We start from the raw sequence: 13,377 nt of genomic DNA on the forward strand, positions 1-13,377 counted from the left end.
TTAACGTGGAGACTGTAAGTGAAATGGTGAAGATTGTTGGAATTGGCGGTAGTTTGCGACCTAACTCTTCTAGTTATCAAGCTTTAGATGTAGCGATTCGGCGAGTGCAAGCCTTAGGGGCTGAGACCCAAGTGCTTGACCTACGCCAGATGCAGCTTCCATTTTGTAATGGTGAAAAAGAATATCCAGACTACCCGGATGTCATTCGGTTGCGTGAAGCGGTTCAGGAAGCCGATGGCTTAATTTTGGCAACACCGGAATACCATGGCAGTGTTAGTGGTGTGTTGAAAAATGCTTTGGATTTGATGAGCTTTGACCAGCTATCTGGCAAGGTTACAGGGCTGATTAGTGTACTGGGAGGTCAGTCTAACAGCAATGCCCTGAATGACCTACGAGTAATTATGCGTTGGGTACATGGCTGGGTAATTCCAGAGCAAGTTGCGATCGGTCAGTCTTGGAAAGCGTTTGATAAAGATGGCAAGCTGTTGGATGACCAACTTTCACAACGGTTCGATCAGTTTGCTGAAAGTTTAGTAGAAAATACCCGTAAGCTTCGTGGGGTGTCATAAGACGTAGCTTGTTGAAAGATGTTAGAGGTTTAGATTCCCGACTTCTCTAAAAAGTCGGGAATCTCGCTTTCACAAATCATCTAGGACGGCTATGTACGACCCCTTAATGATGGTGATGGTGGTCGTCGTGGTGATGATGGTGGTGAGAAGCCTGCGCTGCTGCTTGTTGAGGGTTCACTGCCAAAGCTTGCTCAGATAACAACGCTTCAATTTGAGGATTTGCCCAATCTGCTGCCATCTTTAAGAAATCAGGATGATCGTTAACGCAGGGCATCTCGACGTAGGTAACATGAGGGCTACGTTTCTTCAGATTGTGGACGATGTGATGGACATCCAGCAGAGTTTCATGATTTTCTGTCGCAAAGCCAATCGGCATCATGACAATTGCGGTTGCGCCCAAGTCAATGAGATTCTTTGCCGCTAACTCGGTGTTAGGCTGAGTCCAGTCAATTAGAGGTGTTTGGTGGTTGAGCCAACCTACTGAAATTAAGGGATACTTGTTAATCAGTTTTTCTCGTACTCGCTCATAAAGCGCCTCACTTTCCATGATGCCAGAGGTAAAGCCTTTGGCTTTGTGAGGACAACCGTGGTTCATCAGCACAATACCCGTTTGCGAGGGCAAGTGGGCTACAGCTAAATCGGCGGCGATTTTCTCCTCAACCAGTCGAGCTAGTAGGTCAATATAATCCGGTTCGTTGTAGAAAGAAGGGATGTAGCGCTGTCCCTTAACCCAGTGTGCGCTTCCATCAGTTAACTTCACAAGAGCATTGTTCACTTGCTCGACAGCAATGCCACTGGTGAAGATGGAATCAACAACCAACAAAGGATAAATCAGGAGTTTGTCAAACCCTTGGGCTTTAATTTCCTCTAGGACTTGTTCAGGAAGGAAGGGAGCGCAGAAGTTAAAGGCTTTGAAAACTTTAATGCGATCGCCCCATTTTTCTTGCAGGTTTTTTTCAATACCCGCTCGTTGCTCCTCAAAGATTTTGTTATGGGGAGAGATAAAGTTATCATGTTGGTGTCCCCACTCGTGGAAGTCAAAAATCGCTAGAAGCTTTGCTAGTGGTGGATAAATCCAGGTGGGTACAGGGGCAAATTTTGCGGTAAGTAGATTTAAGGCTTGTTCGTTGTAGTTAGCAAAGTCTTCGTAACTCTCAACTTCACCGTAGCCCATGAGTAAGACAGCAACGCGATCGCTACCGCCAGTGGGTAGATCTGTTACCTGATGTAGTTTTTCGGGAGTGGCAACCACTTCACGTTCCTCAATAGATTCAACTTTATATAGCTGAGGCATCTTAGGATTGTTTTCAGATGCACCCCGGCTATCCTTTAGCCTAGCATCCCCTCTAGGGGGATGAAGTAGGGGTTCCACAACTGATTAATTAAGCTTTCACCCCTTGAAATGCATATCAGCTTAATTCAACTTGTTTCGCACTCGCCTCATTGAACAAGCTGCGCGATGATATCGAAAACTCAAGCTCAAGAACTAGTTGCAAGTCTCGCGACTTTTAGTTAAGTCAAATTGTCCAACTTAACTTTGAAGGGAGGTACAGCAATGGCAATTAAATTTAAACAACTCGTACAGGCACGTCAGGCTCTCAAAACATCTAATAACCTTGGAGATTTCGCAATTCTTAAAGCTGATGCTTTTGGTGCAAGAGTCAATCCAGAAATAGCGTCTAAACTGCAACCGCTTGTCGGATACCACCCACCAATCGATTTAGAGGAATTAAGCCACTACCCTAAGGGTAGCTTTGGCTGGGAATACGCTCATCACATGAAGGTGAATCATCTAAAACCCTTTAATGTGAGTCCTGAACTAGAGGAGATTGCTACACGCAATGTCTTTGCCCTGAGATATGCCGTCACCCATGATATTTTTCATGTTTTGCTGGGATTTGACACGAGCTATGCTGGGGAAATTGGAGTTCTTGCTTTTGCTGCTGAGCAAAACTACAGTTCATCTCTAAAAATTAGCTTAAGCTTAGCGAAGGTACTTTATCCAGTTGTGGCTCCCTCTCAAATCAAGGAGATTTTTGCCAACCTTCATAAAGGGCAAGAACTGGGAAAGAAAGCCGAATTTCTTCTGGGATTTCGCTTTGAGGATTATTGGCAACGACCTCTGAGTGAAGTCAAAGCGATGCTAGGGCTGACGTAAGCTGCCGGAACTACTCTCCCTGCTTCCCCTGCAACCCGTTTCCTCACTCTATAGCCAATTTACTTACCGTCGATAGGGTCCAGGATTGAGTAACGGCGCTTCAGTGATTCTAATGATATAGGGGTGGTAGTTGTTGGTGTCGTAAGAACCCACCCAAACTCGATAAGTGCCAGCTAGCCACTGACCTGCTACACCTGGGTTTTTACCTTGATAATCATCATTACACCAACTACCACCAGGGCCACTAATCAAAAGAGTTGTGTCCTCTGGACTGTTTACTTGCAGGCTTAGATAGTTAAAAAACGTTGTCAAAACCACTGTATGGTCAGGCGCTTGATCCACAAAACCCATGCAGGGGCCAGTGGGTGTCTGGGCACGACCAGCAATATTTCTTGCTGGAACAGCGCCACCGCTGATACCCCTGATTACTACAGGGTCTGGGGAAAATTTTGGTCCCAGTCTAACGTTCTCGAAGATTTGCTGCGACTGGGCTGGTAGGGCTTGAGCTAAGGCTCCGATGAATAGCCCACCAGCTAGTATTGCAGTCAGATTAGCAAAGTAGGCGGCAAGGTTGATTGAGGTTACCCAACTAGACATACCGACGAAATTTTTCCCTCGCTGCTGTTTCACTGGTTTGTGTATTTTAGTGGCTATGAACGGCGCGTTGATATTGAATATGAACGGCTCTAATCGTAGCAGTGACGGGATAGTTGTCGATAGTGTTCCGAACAGCCTTTTATTCAATCGTGAAGGTGTTCATCGATTATTCATGCCGCCAAAGATAGTGCCTTTTGCAGGCGGGTTTTGTCGATCCCTTGCTGGTGGAGAAGTACCCAAGATTCAACGAGATCGGGCCCATTAACATCGCCTGTAAGACCAGCACGAAGCGATCGCATCACTAATCCTTTCTTGACATTTTTCTCTTTGGTGACTGTTTTAATAATCTCCTGAGCTTGCTCTGAACTGAGTTCAGGATAATTATCAAGAGTATCAAGGATCGCTTGAACAACTTCACTAGCACCCTCTTTTTTCATCTGAGCAGCAGCTTCTTCGCTAAACTCAACTGACTCAGTAAAGAGCATCCTCGACATCTCTACCGCTTCTGGCAAGCGAGCCAAACTTGGTCCAATTACCGCTGCCAACTGTTCTAACCATGCGCGATCGCTTACTGGATCAAATTCAAAACCAGCCTTCTGCCAGTAGGGAATCAATAACTCCACTAGCTGAGGGGCTGGCATCGCATGGAGGTATTGACCGTTCAACCAGTCCAGCTTTGCCCAGTCAAACTTTGCCCCTGCTTTGTTAACCCGCTCAAAGCTAAACTGATGCGCCGCTTCTTCCAGAGTAAAAATTTCCTGCGTTGAGTCCGGTGGCGACCAACCCAGCAACGTCATGTAATTGACTAATGCTTCCGGTTTGAAGCCCATTTCCTTGAAGTCAGAGATCGAAGTCACGCCATCACGCTTCGAGAGTTTCTGTCCCTTTTCGTTCAGGATTAAGGGTGTATGGGCAAACTCCGGTACTGCTGCCCCTAGCGCTTCGTAGAGCAAAATTTGTTTCGCTGTATTCGCGATGTGGTCTTCGCCTCGGATGACATGAGTAATCTGCATATCAATGTCATCTACTACTACGGCAAGATTGTATAGTGGCTGACCAATAACAGAGGACGGTGGTGATGGATCTGTGCCAATAATCTGTTTCTTGATAACTTCAATCTTCTTGGACAACTCATGGCGTTTATCCGCAAAAAGTAAGGATTGGGAAACAAACCAGATTGTGTAGCCGAGTCCTACTGACTTAAAAATAGTCGGTAGTAAAGGAATATCATTGATTGCACCGAACACATTCAGCAGCAACTTGCCAAGAATAACTGCCGCTAAAATAATGAGGACGAAGGTAACAATAGGCTTTTTCCTCAAGAAAAAGAAGATATCGTCACTTGGGGGGTCTGGTTCCTGCTTCTCAGAGCGGGCAATCACCATATCACCCCCAAGGTCACTGCCTTTCCATGTGACTTTTCCGCGCACTAAGTCGTTCCAGACAATCTCCCGGTCATCATCAATAATGAAGCGAATGACTGACTTCCGACCTTCGGCTTCAAAAGCTGCACGTTGCTCCGATGTCAGGTTACGATGCCGATTATCATAGCGGGGTGCTTCTTTTCTCGCTTTTTGGGCTGCCCGCATTTCCTCTAGTTCAGCTTCTGTGTCGTAGCTACGATAAGCTAGTCCTTTATCCAGAAGTGTTTGAGTCGCTTGACGATACAGGTCAAGGCGTTTGGATTGGAACGTAGGGCCCTCGTCCCAGTTCAGTCCCAACCAGGCGAGACCATCAAGGATATTTTGGGTATATTCAGGACGCGATCGCGTTGTGTCTGTATCTTCAATACGCAGAATAAACTGACCGCCGTGGTGACGGGCATATAGCCAGTTAAAGACGGCTGTTCTTGCCGTACCGATATGTAAGTTTCCAGTTGGACTGGGGGCAATACGGACTCTAACAGTCACGAGATAAATCTCTTTTGAGTTGGTTACTAGTTATTTAAGCTACCACTTTTGGGGATAGCTGGTTGCCTAGGAGCTACTTTCTACGGGACTGACGGGGCTCGAACCCGCAACTTCCGCCGTGACAGGGCGGTGCTCTAACCAATTGAACTACAGTCCCAATTTTCAAGCCTTTACCAGTATTCCAAGCTTGAGGAGATTTGTCAAGCAGGTTTTCCAATAATTTTTTCGTTGACCTGAGACAAGACGATTACCCCTCATCCTCGTAAGAGATACTTTACCGTTTCGACTAGCTCTTGGGGGTAAAAAGGTTTGGCAATGTAGGCATCGGCACCTTGCTTGATTGCCCAGTAGAGGTCAAATCGTTCGCTCTTATTGGTACATATAACTACAGGTGAGTTCTGTGTTCTCTTATCAGATTTGAGCCGACGGCAGACCTCGTAGCCATTCATTCTCGGTAGGATGATATCTAGAACGACTAAATCTGGACATTTCCCCTGAACTTGTTGGAGAGCTTCGACACCATCACCGGCAAAACTAACATTCAGCCCATTTGCTTTAAGCAGACCTGAAATCATCTCTCGTTGTGTAGGACTATCTTCCACGACCAGAACTGTAGCCATAACTATTTAACATAAAAGTGTCTTATTGGCTTTAATTACATTTCTTACGGTTGAAATTAGCGTCAATCAGTGGATGGAACTTTAGTTTTGTCTTACTCTTCCTTTGGAGCGAATCGAGCAGGAGAGGGGAATGGGGAGGGGCGTCTTTCAAGGGCAAGTTTTTTAAGAAGGCGAAAGAAGAAAAAGCAAGGAGATTTGTATGAAAGAATTTGGACTGACGAAGGATAGCCGCTTAGCTATAGTTAGCTTGCTCTCCGTCTTGGTTATGCTCCTTTGCTGGGTTATTTCGCCAGTATTTCCAACTACAGAGCCGAAGGCAGCAATTTTTGAGGAAGTTTGGGAAACCGTGAACGATAACTTTTACGACCCAAACTTTAACGGCGTAGATTGGAGAGCAATGGGCGAGAAGTATAAGCTTCAAGTCATGCAAGCCCAATCCAGCGAAGACGTTGTGGCTGTGATTAATCAAATGCTCTCTGAGTTAAAGACTTCTCACACCTACTTCTACACCCGCAATGAGCCAGCCTACTATCAAGTTTTAGGGATTTTTGCACCTAGGAGTCCTGACTTCCGGCAGCAGCTAAAGAAATTTTTCCCTACAAGCAAGATTGAATATAGTGGCATTGGCATCTTTACTAAAGACATCAACGGCAAAACCTTTGTTAGCGCCGTTCTCGATGGAAGTCCGGCAGATAAAGCAGGGCTGCAAGTGGGAGATCAATTACTCAGCGTTGAAGGAAGCCCCTTCCAGCCAATCCAGTCTTTTGCCGAGAAAGCAGGTCAAAGTGTCACACTAAAGATTCAACGCTCAGCTAATCCCAGCACTCAACAAGAAATCGCTGTTACGCCGACGATGCTGGATGCAACCACCATGTTCCTGGATGCAATGCAAGCGAGTACTCAGGTGATTGAACGGGAAGGTAAGAAAATTGGCTACGTTCACATCTGGTCTTATGCAGGCGACCAATATCAGCAGCAGCTTGAGGAAGAATTACTTTATGGTCGTCTTAAAGATGTAGATGGGTTTGTTTTGGATTTAAGACATGGTTGGGGTGGTGCGCCTCAAACTGCTCTTAACATCTACACAGCTAAAGATCTTTCAGTGACCAATATTCCGCGCAACGGCACGCGAAATACTTATCATTCTCAGTGGAATAAGCCAGTGGTCATGTTGGTGAATGAAGGTAGTAGGAGTGCCAAGGAGCTTCTAGCGTATGGCTTTCAAGAGTTCGGGATTGGTTCCGTAGTTGGGGAAAAAACGGCTGGGGCGGTGGTTGCTGGTCGTCCTTTTCTGATGCAAGATGGCAGCTTACTATATGTCGCCGTTGCCGATGTATATGTTGGCGGGAACCAACGTTTAGAAGGGAACGGCGTTATACCCGATATCGTTGTTCCATTTTCTCCAGAATATGCTCAGGGAGCAGATCCACAGAAAGAGCGGGCGATAGAGACAGTCCTAGAAGCCGTGAAGCAATAGGGACGCAAAGCTTTCATTGGTGGTCAACTCTTAAGCTAGGCTTTGCGGTTGAAACCGCAGCTATATAAACACGCACCTGCAAGAAAGCGCTTGCGCTCTTGCTAGCGCACCACGCAGGTTTCAAAAACTTTGATTTTTCGTTAATCCGTGCAGGTAGGGTGCGTTATGACGCACCCTACTTACAATTACTAGTAGCGTAAAATCTATTTTCAGATTTCTTCATGGTGTGCATCGCCTATGGTGTCTTGTAAGAAATTAACCAACCAGTTTTTGAGGTGATAAGTAGCGCGGCAGTCGTCTTCGTTGTAGCGTTGGATGAGATCAAGTAAAGAGCGATCGCCTGTTTTTAACCACTTATCATACAAACAGACACATTGAGAGCCTGTCACTCCTGCATCACGCCACTCAAAGCCTAGCCATCGAGCCAAGTGTTTCAGAGAATAGCTCTCTACAGGCAGTGTTACAGCACTCATCACACGCTGATGCACATCCACAAATCGGGGAAGTAGGGGTCTTATTTCCTGAAAGGGAGTACCGTAGAGCTTAGCTAAACGCTTCACGGTTTCTACCTCATAGTCAGAAAAATGGAAGATTGGAGCATTCGGGTAGAGCCAAACTAAATCTAGAAATTGTTGCCAAATAGAAGCTTCATCGCTTGGGTGTTCTGCTAGTAGGGGATGGAATACCTCGGTTTGGTTACGCCTGTCGATTACTAAGACACCTAGCAAGTAGTCAAGTTGCAAATCTGGCTCAGCTTCAATATCAAAATAAAGCTCAACGGAGGCTGTCGGTAAGCTGTTGATATTGATGAAAGACTTGGCTGTTGCGGCGTTGGTGTTTCCTACATCTCCTAAGATTGGGTAGTGTCTCTCACGGAGAAGCGCTCGCTTTTGGACTGTAGATTGAGCTTGCAGCACTAAATCCGAGGCAATTTCACTTCCTACGGCGGGTTCTAGGGTGCTAATGGTGGTTTCAGCTAAAGATTCTACTGTGGTGACTCCAAGCGCTTGTAAATCCCGGTAACGGCTGGGTGTTACTCCTGGTAAGAGGGAGATGTGTTTTTGAGATTGAGCGATCGCATAACAACTGCTATACCAGTGGCAAAGACTACACCGTTGTCGGGAAATAAACACTTCTGGCGCTTCTTCCTGTAACAGAGTTTCAAGGCATTCGGTGAGAACCTCTTGCATCAATGGTAGCCAGCGTTCTAGTTGGACTGTAAAGGAATCGTGGCGACGCAAAATCAAGTGTGCGGTTCTCGGTATTGCACGCTGGACAGTAGCTAGAAGTTGGGCGCTAAAAGCGGCAACAATTTGATATTCTGGCTTGGGACGCCGCCCTAGCTTAATGCTAGTGGGAACATACATCCAATCCCCAAAAATAGACTCCCCTGGCTGTTTAACTAATAAATCAGGACGACTCAGCAGCGTAATACCATCAGCCGTTTGCATCAGCAGTACAGCTTGAGAAATCCGCTCAACTCCCTGCTGCATCAATTCCAACGTTGCCTTTGCTCCAGCTTCCCAATCTCTGTGAGGATACTTGGGTGAGGTATGAGGTGCGATCGCCAAAACTGCCTGTCGATGAGCAAAGCTATCCTGTCGTAGTTTAAGAATAAAGTCTTGCTCTTTGTCTTGCTGGCTAAAGTCTCCATAAATGTCTAGAAACGCCCGACGCCGACAGCGTTTGTAGTATAGGAGTAAATCGTCTGTTACCAACATAGCTTCAAGCCAGGAGAAGTCAGCTTGCTCAACGGCTGACAGCAACTGGCATTCCCGACAACGATTTTTGGATGATAAAACTGTTTCATCAAAAACAATCTAGAAATAGGTAATGCATATCTTCCGTTGTACCTTGTAGAAACCTAGTCTGCTACGTACATGGCTTGATATCGCCTAACCTATATCCTTGTGCCAATAGCGCTGTACCATAGGCGGCGGCTGTTTGATTAGGTGAGAGGATAGGTACTCCAATCTGCCGCGCACGAATTGCCCTCCAACTAGGGTTTTTTGCCCCACCACCAGCCGTGTAGACATGAGTGAGTTGAGTTGCACCTAGCTGTTGTAGTAACTGATATCCCCGTGCTTCGATTCGGGCGATACTCTCAAGTAAGCCATGCAGGAATTCTACTGAGTCAGCAGGGCGTGGTTTTAGATTCGGTGGGAGGTGAGGGTCATTGATCGGAAAGCGATCGCCTTCTTTTAGCAAGGGATAATACTCTAATGGACTCTCTTTCTCAACTGGAATTTTACAACTGAGGCTTTCTAATTCGGCATCACTGAAAAAGTGCCTAAGTACTGCTCCACCTGTATTTGAAGCACCCCCAACTAGCCATAAATCTCCTAAACGATGGCTATAAATTCCATATTGGGCATCATCTACACGAGTATGGCTCAACAACTTTAGTACCAAGGTAGAACCGAGGGAAGTCACTGCTTCACCCGGAGACATTGCTCCACTCGCAAGAAATGCGGCAATACTATCTGTTGTCCCAGCACAGACTATGCAGTCTCTTGGTAAACCTAACTGGTTTGCAATTTCAGGTAATACGTTAGCAATGGGCGTACCAGGAGCAACAATTTTAGGTAAATGTATTGAGATTTGCAGATTTTTTAGCCAATCTGGGTAACATAAATTCTCTACATCGTAACCTAGCTTCAGAGCATTGTGATAGTCACTGATACCGAGTTGACCATGCAAGAGAAAAGCTAGCCAATCCGCCTGATGTAGAAAATAAGAATTTTGAATTTTGAATTTTGAATTTTGAGTTAACCAGAGAAGTTTTGCAAGGCTGGAAGTGGCGCTTAGGACTGTATGGTTTGGGGGTGCGATCGCTTTTACCATTTCCATTACTTCTACCCCTCGCCCATCGTTGTACATTAGGGGTTCAGTAATGGGTTGTCCTGTTGCATCACATAGCACCACAGTGGAGGAAGTTCCATCAAAGGCGATCGCTTTTATTTCCTTTCGTATTTGCAGAGGAATTTGCCCAATTAAGGTAAATAAAGCTTGCTTCCATACAATTGCTGTAGAGGTTAAGGCTTCCGTGCTACCTAATACCAATTCAAAAGAATATTTAGCTTCAGCTTGAATGACACCTGCGGCATCAATAATTACAGCGCGTGTGCCAGAAGTACCAAAATCAATGCCAAGGTAGAGGTTCATTGCTAGTTACACTTTCACGAATCCTTAAGCTAACAAGTCATCAACGGTAACACTGAAACCCAGTAATATAATTTGAGTACTAACAACTTCACCAGATGTAAATATAAGTCGCTGACTTTGAGTATTGACAATAATCCAACGATTTTCAGGAAATACTAGCCAGACTTCTTCCCCGCCAGAGTGCAAATATTCTTGAGCTTTAGCAATAACATCTTCAGCAAAATCCGTAGGTGAAACTATTTCAGCACTCAACGGAAAACTCTGTGGTAGCACCTTAGCATCACCATATTGTGTAACTAGTTCTGGGATGAGATAAGCAACGTCAGGAGAAAGTCCCTGCTTATTTGTGCGGCAAGGTGCTTCTGTATATACTTCCCCTCCTTGTCCACTAGAATCCTTATAACTTCTCCAGTAAAAGTATAGATTTCCTTGAATTCGACTGTGCTTGAGCGTCATCCTGCTTTTTTCAACAACTTCCTCATCCACCCAATCCATTGAATGTTTATCAACCAGTTTTCCATCCACCCATTCAGTGCCAGAGGGAGGATTTTCCATCCAATCTTCTAGAGAAAAAATTTGTAAATTTTTAGATATAGATTTAGACGTTACCATTACTGTCTATTCTTCTTTAGGTCTTTTACTGAACCTTATCGCTTACTTCAAAGTCTACTATCAGGTTTATAGCAGAAAGCCTTCAGCTATCAGTAGTCGTAGAGACGTTCCTCCGGAACGTCTCTACAAAGTTTATGGGTTGCGAAAAAGGACTGACAAGAGCAGGCTTAGTTTGTATAGCACTAGACTTTAGTCTCAGTACTTCTGCAATGGGTGAACAATCTTTCAACGACTACGGATCGACCCAACGACCATCGGCTTTAATTAAATTAATTAGTTCCTCAACACCTTGGGTTTCTGGAACTTTTTTAATTTCTTCCCTGCCGCGATAAAGAGAGATAAAACCAGGTTGCTTACCAACATAGCCATAGTCAGCGTCTGCCATCTCACCAGGGCCATTAACAATGCAACCCATAACGGCGATATCTAAACCTGTAAGGTGCTTGGTAGCTTCCCGGACTTCGTGCAGCACATCTTCTAAGTTAAACAAGGTACGACCGCAGGAAGGACAGGCGACATACTCCACCATCGTCTTCCGCAACCCCAGCGCTTGCAAAATGCTATAGCAGACAGGAATCTCTTTTTCCGGTGCCTCAGTCAGGGATACCCGAATCGTGTCACCGATGCCATCCGCTAGCAGTGTGGCAATCCCGGCAGTAGACTTAATCCGTCCGTATTCACCATCACCCGCTTCGGTTACACCCAAGTGTAAGGGGTAATCCATACCTAGTTCATCCATACGTTTTGCCATCAAGCGATAGGCGGCTAGCATCACAGGGACTCGTGAGGCTTTCATGGAAATGACCAAGTTGCGGAAGTTGAGGGATTCACAGATGCGAATGAATTCCAATGCCGATTCCACCATACCTTCTGGAGTGTCGCCGTAGCTAAACAGCATCCGTTCTGCTAAAGAACCATGGTTAACGCCGATACGCATCGCTTTACCCTGATCACGTAGGGAAACGACTAGAGGTTCCAGGGTTTCGCGAATTTTTTCGCCAATTTCATCAAATTCAGCTTGGGTATATTCAGTGCGATCGCTTTTTGGCTTCTCAAACACATATAACCCTGGATTAATCCGCACTTTATCAACGTGCTTAGCCACTTCCAGCGCAATCTTCATGCCATTGTGATGCACATCGGCAACCAGTGGCACGGGTTGATAGGTAGCAGCAAGTTTCTGCTTGATTTCTGCTAAAGCTTTCGCGTGTCCGATACTTGGTACAGTGACGCGGACAATTTCACAACCAATCTCATGTAAACGGCGAATCGCAGCAACAGAACCATCTATATCTAATGTGTCTTCATTAATCATCGACTGCACTACCACAGGGTAGCCACCACCAATGGTGACGCTGCCAACTTGAACAGGACGGGTTTTGCGTCGGCGGATAGTGGTATCTACTCCTGGTTGGGTAGGTGCAGTTTGCGGAGTCGGAAGGGTTTGCATAAACTGTTGGCAGATTACTGTAGCGAGAATATCAGGTATTTTTCTCTATTCTCTCAGAGTGCCATAGCGAGGTCGAGTTTGGGTTAAGGAGGGAGAAAGCTGAATTTGGGCTAGGGTAAATCTTGTGCGATCGCTCTTTAAACTTGTTACAAAAGTACTTACTCTCCCTTGAAAAGATTTTGCGATCGCAAAATCTTCACATTGCTTGGCGCTTCTTTCCCATCCCTTTATGGAAACTAGGCGACACTCTGAGCCAGTCTAGAGAAGCTGTAGTCAAGAGAATAGAACTGCTATGCGGATAACTACCTATATTGCCGCTACTTTGATAACTATTGCCATCACCAATGCTCCACTTTCAGTACAAGCAGAACCGATCCCCCAAGCAGGACTAGATTATCTAGAAAGTTTGAATTCCCTTATAGAGAACAGCAATCAGTACCAACACACCCTGACTGATGCAGAAAAAATTGTCGATGGAGTTGCAGTTTGTGAAGGCTTAGATGCTGGCTGGGACATAGACGAATTGAATCATCAAATATTAAAAAATCGAGTAGTTGAAGGGAACCCGCATAACCAAGACATGACGGAATATCAAGCCGCCGTATCAGTCTCTAGTCTTTACCATCTTTGTCCTAACCATAAAAAGCAATTACAGTGACAAAGAAGTAGATTTCAGAGGATTCGATATATAGCAAAAGGCAAAAGGCAGAGGGCTTTTATAGCAATTCTCATTTCAGTGAAGTACATCTAATTTTCTTGTCTATTCCCAATTCCCAATTCCCGAAGTCTGTACCTCATCCACATGAGACTCGCTATATG

The 13,377-nt window shown here is 45.4% G+C and carries 12 protein-coding genes and 1 tRNA gene; 4 read left to right on the top strand and 9 right to left on the bottom strand.

Translation table 11 applies throughout. The features are described 5' to 3' along the window. Positions 1-23: 23 nt before the first annotated feature. Entirely contained in the window at positions 24-569 is a 546-nt protein-coding gene (locus tag AC5JL3_RS26835; RefSeq protein WP_496077380.1) for an NADPH-dependent FMN reductase, read from the top strand. A gap of 103 nt (positions 570-672) precedes the next feature. Here the strand turns inward: AC5JL3_RS26835 and AC5JL3_RS26840 are convergent, their stop codons facing one another. Further along, positions 673-1,821 carry a ferrochelatase gene (locus AC5JL3_RS26840; protein ID WP_496077489.1) on the bottom strand — a complete coding sequence of 383 codons (1,149 nt, stop codon included), beginning with the start codon at positions 1,819-1,821 and terminating at the stop codon, positions 673-675. Positions 1,822-2,124: 303 nt separating this feature from the next. Here AC5JL3_RS26840 and AC5JL3_RS26845 point away from each other — a divergent pair, with 303 nt between their 5' ends. After that, the gene (locus AC5JL3_RS26845) at positions 2,125-2,727 is read left to right on the top strand and encodes a Coq4 family protein (RefSeq protein WP_496077381.1); all 603 of its coding nucleotides are present in this window, start codon (positions 2,125-2,127) and stop codon (positions 2,725-2,727) included. Between the two features lie 63 nt (positions 2,728-2,790). Here the strand turns inward: AC5JL3_RS26845 and AC5JL3_RS26850 are convergent, their stop codons facing one another. The 4 genes from AC5JL3_RS26850 to AC5JL3_RS26865 form a co-directional block, all read right to left on the bottom strand. Next, positions 2,791-3,357, bottom strand: coding sequence for a hypothetical protein (locus AC5JL3_RS26850; RefSeq protein WP_496077382.1), 567 nt, complete (start codon positions 3,355-3,357; stop codon positions 2,791-2,793). Between the two features lie 137 nt (positions 3,358-3,494). Further along, positions 3,495-5,234, bottom strand: a complete 1,740-nt coding sequence (gene gltX / locus AC5JL3_RS26855) for a glutamate--tRNA ligase (RefSeq protein WP_496077383.1) — start codon at positions 5,232-5,234, stop codon at positions 3,495-3,497. Positions 5,235-5,317: 83 nt separating this feature from the next. Then, a tRNA-Asp gene (locus AC5JL3_RS26860) sits at positions 5,318-5,391 on the bottom strand. A 97-nt stretch (positions 5,392-5,488) separates the two neighbouring features. Beyond that, positions 5,489-5,854 (bottom strand): response regulator, encoded by a 366-nt coding sequence (locus tag AC5JL3_RS26865; RefSeq protein ID WP_496077384.1) that lies wholly within the window; start codon positions 5,852-5,854, stop codon positions 5,489-5,491. A 199-nt stretch (positions 5,855-6,053) separates the two neighbouring features. Between AC5JL3_RS26865 and AC5JL3_RS26870 the strand changes: the two genes are divergently transcribed. Then, positions 6,054-7,331, top strand: coding sequence for a S41 family peptidase (locus tag AC5JL3_RS26870; protein ID WP_496077385.1), 1,278 nt, complete (start codon positions 6,054-6,056; stop codon positions 7,329-7,331). Between the two features lie 209 nt (positions 7,332-7,540). Here AC5JL3_RS26870 and AC5JL3_RS26875 read toward each other — a convergent pair whose 3' ends face one another. The 4 genes from AC5JL3_RS26875 to ispG all read right to left on the bottom strand — a co-directional run bounded on the left by AC5JL3_RS26875 (position 7,541) and on the right by ispG (position 12,558). Further along, positions 7,541-9,097 (bottom strand): TM0106 family RecB-like putative nuclease, encoded by a 1,557-nt coding sequence (locus AC5JL3_RS26875; RefSeq protein WP_496077386.1) that lies wholly within the window; start codon positions 9,095-9,097, stop codon positions 7,541-7,543. Between the two features lie 106 nt (positions 9,098-9,203). Further along, positions 9,204-10,496 (bottom strand): FGGY-family carbohydrate kinase, encoded by a 1,293-nt coding sequence (locus AC5JL3_RS26880; RefSeq protein WP_496077387.1) that lies wholly within the window; start codon positions 10,494-10,496, stop codon positions 9,204-9,206. 24 nt (positions 10,497-10,520) lie between these two features. Then, positions 10,521-11,108 carry a Uma2 family endonuclease gene (locus AC5JL3_RS26885; RefSeq protein WP_496077388.1) on the bottom strand — a complete coding sequence of 196 codons (588 nt, stop codon included), beginning with the start codon at positions 11,106-11,108 and terminating at the stop codon, positions 10,521-10,523. Between the two features lie 232 nt (positions 11,109-11,340). After that, positions 11,341-12,558, bottom strand: coding sequence for a (E)-4-hydroxy-3-methylbut-2-enyl-diphosphate synthase (gene ispG / locus AC5JL3_RS26890; protein ID WP_496077389.1), 1,218 nt, complete (start codon positions 12,556-12,558; stop codon positions 11,341-11,343). 292 nt (positions 12,559-12,850) lie between these two features. Here ispG and AC5JL3_RS26895 point away from each other — a divergent pair, with 292 nt between their 5' ends. Further along, positions 12,851-13,216, top strand: coding sequence for a hypothetical protein (locus AC5JL3_RS26895; protein ID WP_496077390.1), 366 nt, complete (start codon positions 12,851-12,853; stop codon positions 13,214-13,216). The last annotated feature ends 161 nt before the right edge of the window (positions 13,217-13,377 follow it).

The sequence above is a fragment of the Symplocastrum torsivum genome (assembly GCF_059505465.1).

Bases quoted from the DNA above. Each gene is read 5' to 3' on its own strand.
- AC5JL3_RS26835 (WP_496077380.1), top strand. From the start codon at position 24: ATGGTGAAGATTGTTGGAATTGGCGGTAGTTTGCGACCTAACTCTTCT.
- AC5JL3_RS26880 (WP_496077387.1), bottom strand. From the start codon at position 10,496: ATGAACCTCTACCTTGGCATTGATTTTGGTACTTCTGGCACACGCGCT.
- ispG (WP_496077389.1), bottom strand. From the start codon at position 12,558: ATGCAAACCCTTCCGACTCCGCAAACTGCACCTACCCAACCAGGAGTA.
- AC5JL3_RS26865 (WP_496077384.1), bottom strand. From the start codon at position 5,854: ATGGCTACAGTTCTGGTCGTGGAAGATAGTCCTACACAACGAGAGATG.
- AC5JL3_RS26895 (WP_496077390.1), top strand. From the start codon at position 12,851: ATGCGGATAACTACCTATATTGCCGCTACTTTGATAACTATTGCCATC.
- AC5JL3_RS26845 (WP_496077381.1), top strand. From the start codon at position 2,125: ATGGCAATTAAATTTAAACAACTCGTACAGGCACGTCAGGCTCTCAAA.
- AC5JL3_RS26870 (WP_496077385.1), top strand. From the start codon at position 6,054: ATGAAAGAATTTGGACTGACGAAGGATAGCCGCTTAGCTATAGTTAGC.
- AC5JL3_RS26885 (WP_496077388.1), bottom strand. From the start codon at position 11,108: ATGGTAACGTCTAAATCTATATCTAAAAATTTACAAATTTTTTCTCTA.